Below are 3,631 nucleotides of genomic sequence, written 5' to 3' on the forward strand. Positions count from 1 at the left end.
CCGCTTTTTTACGTTAACCATTTATACAAAGATAATGGCTTAATTGACTTTGGTTAATTCTAAATCCATCTTTTTACCATCGTTAATCTGACTGACCTTAACGGGTAGATAATCTAAGCTTGGCGCCAACCAAAAACTGGTCGAACGGCTATTGTCATCGTGCACGCGGTCGACACGCACGGTATCAAATGTTCCAGCTGGCACGGTGATTTTAGTATTGCCTGATTTTTTAAAGGGTGTTTTCTCAATTTTGTCTTTTTTCACCATGTAGTAGTTGCCAGAGAATTTACCATTTAATAAATCTTGGCGAATTTGCACCTCAAGGCTCAAATCATCAAAGGCTTGCTGCGCCATATTTAAAGTCGTCGATTTGCCGCGATAGTTACTCACCACCTTTTTACTGCTTGGATTAAAGTCCAACTTATGGGTACGACCAACGCCCAATAGCTTATAAGTGGTGCTGGCTTGGGTCGGTACCACATTATTACCGTTAATAGTAAAGGTACTATTTTGCGCGGCGGTGGCGACACCAGCAACGCGAGCATTGACATTGTATTTCCAGGTATTACCAGATTTATTCAAAGTACGAGTGGCTGTGCCTTTATATTTATCTTCAATGGGAAAGCTATAGTTTGCGCTTGAGGGCTCAACGCTCTTGGCGCTGGCAAGGGTAGGTGCGGTCATACTTAAAGCTCCAATCGCAGCAATGCTCACGCCAGTCGTTAAGGCGGTTAAAATTTTAGAATTGCTGCGTTTCGGGTTATTAGAATGGATTGATAGGGATGGTTTATTTTGTGATAAAAAACTCATGGATATTCCTTAATTTGGTTTCAAGCTGTATTGGCCGCTTCTATTAAAGCTACTGTATTTTATTTAACTATTATCTTTTATTTATAGGGCTTGTTATGCGCTCAGTCTTATATATTGTCATACTCTGTTACATTTTCAAGGGCAATGACAGAGGTAAAAGTTAGGCTATTGTAGTCAATGTTGCTGGTTTAGCTAAAGTGAGCTTACGCCGTAACTTGCTGTAAGCTTGGTAAGAAATGAGGAAGTTAATTGTCTGATACTGCTAAAAGCTGCACTTATAGGTGCTTATTTTCCCAGCTATTAGTTCGTAGTGATTAGATTGTTTTAGAATAATGCCCAAGCCTTTAATAGCGTGCAATTTAATCAATGGACTATTTATCACTAGCACTACTGCTTACATAGGCAATGATGTGCAAAATTCTTGTAAATTTTTGGGCTTTACACTTGAAGCAAACTTGCCTTGCCCCCACTTTCTGATACAAGCTCAAAGCTTATCTAAAGAATGCTGTTTTTAAGCAGACATTCTGCTAGATCTTGGTATTGAGATCATTCATTCAAATAAACCTTTATGTTAACTAACCAAATTTTGGAGTCGTATCGATGAATATTCGTCCTTTACATGACCGTATTGTCGTCCGCCGTATCGAAGAAGAAACAAAAACGGCTGGTGGTATCTTGCTTCCTGGTTCAGCTCAAGAAAAACCGTCTCAAGGTGAAGTGCTAGCAACCGGTAACGGTCAGATTCGTGACAACGGTGAAACTCGCGCGTTAGATGTAAAAGTTGGCGATAAAGTCTTGTTCGGTCAATATGCGGGTCAAACGGTAAAAGTTGACGGCGAAGAGCTATTGATTATGAAAGAATCAGACGTCTTGGGTGTGCTAGAAGGCTAATTGCCAATAAGGCAATGTTGGCTAACAGTTTTTTTGGCTAACGATTTTTAGCCAACAACAGTTATACCCAAGAGCATTTATAAAAAATATTATTGAAACCTTTCATTGTATTCTCATACTTATAATAGTGGAGTAATTTAACATGGCAAAAGACGTAAAATTCGGCATTGATGCCCGTAAACAAATGATGGACGGCGTAAACGTTCTAGCAAATGCGGTAAAAGTCACGCTTGGCCCGAAAGGTCGTAACGTGGTTATCGATAAATCTTTTGGCGCCCCTACCATCACGAAAGATGGGGTTTCGGTTGCCAAAGAGATCGAGCTTGAAAACAAATTTGAAAACATGGGCGCACAATTGGTGCGTGAAGTGGCTAGCCGTACCAACGATGTTGCTGGTGATGGTACAACGACTGCAACCGTATTGGCGCAATCGATCTTGGTTGAAGGCATGAAGTCGGTCGCTGCTGGCATGAACCCAATGGATCTTAAGCGCGGTATCGATAAAGCGGTACGTGCAGCGGTTGAGCAAATCCATGAGCTATCAACCCCAGCTGACGATTCAAAAGCGATTGCCCAAGTGGGTTCTATCTCTGCCAACTCAGATACCAAAATTGGTGAGCTGATTGCCCAAGCGATGGAAAAAGTGGGTAAGCAAGGCGTTATCACCGTTGAAGAAGGTTCAAGCTTTGAAGATACCTTGGAAGTGGTTGAAGGTATGCAGTTTGACCGTGGTTATATCAGCCCATACTTTGCCAATAAGCAAGACAGCTTAACCGCAGAATTTGAAAATCCTTACATCTTGCTTGTTGACAAAAAAATTAGCAATATCCGTGAAATCGTGCCATTACTTGAACAAGTCATGCAGCAAAGCAAGCCGTTGCTAATCATTGCTGAAGACGTAGAAAACGAAGCACTAGCAACACTAGTTGTAAACAACATGCGTGGCGGCTTAAAAACTTGTGCCGTTAAAGCACCAGGTTTCGGCGATCGCCGTAAAGCCATGCTAGAAGATATCGCAACGCTAACTGGCGGTACGGTTATCTCTGAAGAGATTGGTCTAAGTTTAGAGACTGCTACTCTAGAGCAACTTGGTACAGCCAAGAAAGTCACTGTCGGTAAAGAAAATACTGTGATTGTTGATGGCGCTGGTAACAAAGCTGACATCGAAAACCGTGTTGAATCTATCAAACGTCAAGTTGAAGAATCAACGTCTGACTACGATAAAGAGAAGCTGCAAGAGCGTATGGCAAAACTTGCTGGCGGCGTTGCCGTTATCAAAGTTGGTGCTGCGACTGAAACTGAAATGAAAGAGAAAAAAGACCGTGTTGATGATGCGCTACATGCGACTCGTGCAGCGGTTGAAGAAGGCGTTGTCCCTGGTGGCGGCGTTGCCCTAGTTCGTGCGATGAATGCATTGTCTGAGCTACGTGGCGATAACGATGACCAAAACGCGGGTATTAGAATCCTTCGCCGTGCGATGGAAGCGCCATTACGTCAAATCGTGACCAACTCAGGTGAAGAAGCGTCAGTGGTGGTTAACGAAGTGAAAAGCGGTAGCGGTAACTATGGTTACAACGCCGCGAGTGGCGAATACGGCGATATGCTAGAGATGGGTATCCTTGATCCAGCAAAAGTATCACGTTCAGCTCTAGAAAATGCCGCTTCTGTAGCAGGCCTTATGCTTACAACTGAAGTCATGATTACTGATTTACCGCAAGTTGATGATGGTATGGCTGGCATGGGCGCTGCTGGTGGAATGGGCGGTATGGGTGGCATGGGCGGTATGATGTAAGCTGCGCTAACACAAATATTCCCATTAGCTAAAAATCATCAGTGATAGATCTTGATGATAACTGCTAAGAAAAAGCCCCAGCTCATTGAGTTGGGGCTTTTTTAATGTTCTATTACTAATCGATCTAATCTCCAAATA

3 protein-coding genes are annotated in these 3,631 nt (G+C 42.8%); 2 read left to right on the top strand and 1 reads right to left on the bottom strand.

Features of this window, described 5'->3' with window-relative positions; genetic code table 11:
* Window positions 1-39 precede the first annotated feature (39 nt).
* Window positions 40-810 (bottom strand): DUF3108 domain-containing protein, encoded by a 771-nt coding sequence (locus tag V7D75_RS09540; RefSeq protein ID WP_333614376.1) that lies wholly within the window; start codon window positions 808-810, stop codon window positions 40-42.
* Between the two features lie 600 nt (window positions 811-1,410).
* Here V7D75_RS09540 and V7D75_RS09545 point away from each other — a divergent pair.
* Window positions 1,411-1,701 carry a co-chaperone GroES gene (locus V7D75_RS09545; protein ID WP_068406801.1) on the top strand — a complete coding sequence of 97 codons (291 nt, stop codon included), beginning with the start codon at window positions 1,411-1,413 and terminating at the stop codon, window positions 1,699-1,701.
* A gap of 142 nt (window positions 1,702-1,843) precedes the next feature.
* Window positions 1,844-3,493, top strand: coding sequence for a chaperonin GroEL (gene groL / locus V7D75_RS09550; RefSeq protein WP_333614377.1), 1,650 nt, complete (start codon window positions 1,844-1,846; stop codon window positions 3,491-3,493).
* The last annotated feature ends 138 nt before the right edge of the window (window positions 3,494-3,631 follow it).

Origin of the sequence: Psychrobacter sp. (genome assembly GCF_036731945.1) — a bacterium.
Classification (GTDB): domain Bacteria; phylum Pseudomonadota; class Gammaproteobacteria; order Pseudomonadales; family Moraxellaceae; genus Psychrobacter.